The organism is Methylobacterium sp. WL18, assembly GCF_008040015.1.
Lineage (GTDB): Bacteria > Pseudomonadota > Alphaproteobacteria > Rhizobiales > Beijerinckiaceae > Methylobacterium > Methylobacterium mesophilicum.
This window is the reverse complement of sequence record NZ_VRVD01001093.1, coordinates 1-863: the sequence shown is the minus strand read 5'-3', so window position 1 is coordinate 863 and position 863 is coordinate 1. Positions and strand designations below refer to the sequence as shown.

The 863-nt window shown below is 73.8% G+C and carries 1 protein-coding gene; it reads right to left on the bottom strand.

The genetic code is table 11. The features are described 5' to 3' along the window. On the bottom strand, positions 1-863 hold an 863-nt coding region (locus tag FV228_RS31100), incomplete at both ends, for a YncE family protein (protein ID WP_147857905.1).

Sequence of the window (863 nt, the reverse complement as noted above, 5' to 3'; positions counted from 1 at the left end):
GCGACAGGCCCCTGACGCTGCGCCACCACGGTGCGCGGGCCCTCGGCCACCGGGATCCGGCCGGTCTGCTTCAGCGCCGCGAGGTCGACCACGGAGACGTCGTCGGAGAACCAGTTCGCCACGTAGGCGCGTCCACCGAGGATCGCCACACCTTCGGGATAGCGGCCCACCGGAATCGTGGCGACCGCCGTCAGCGCGTCGGCATCGACGACCGAGACGGTGCCGGCATGCTGGTTGGTGACGACCACCCGGCGCCCGTCCGGGCTGACGGCGACGCCGTAGGGGCTCGCCCCGACCGGTATCGTGGCGACGGGCCTGAGCGTTGCGGCGTCGACGACGCTGAGGTCGTTGCTGCGCACGTTGGCCACGTAGAGCCGGTCGCGGACCGGGTCGTAGGCCAGGGCGAAGGGCCCATCGCCCACCGGGATGCCGGCGATCCGGGTCATCCCGGCGGTCTCGACCACGCCGACGCTCCGGCCCTCGCGCTCGGCCACGTAGAGCCGACCTGCGCCACCGACGGTGAGCCCGGCCGGATCGCGCCCGACCGCCACCTCCGCCTCGACCGCGCCGGTCTGCGTGGAGATACGCAGCACCCGGTTGCCGGACCAGTCGCCGACATAGAGGCCGCGCCCGTCCGGGTCCGCCGCGAGTCCGAAGGCCTGGCCGGAGACCGGCCATTGCCGCATCGCCCCATCCGGAGCGATCACCGTGACAGCCTTGCCGTCAGGATGGCTGAGATAGAGCTGCCCTCCGGGACCGGCCGCGACCACGGCGGGCGACGGCGCCACCGCGATTGCCACCGGGGCGACCTGTTGTGCACCGTCCGGACCCGCGACCCGGGTGACGCGGGCGCCCTGCTGGCT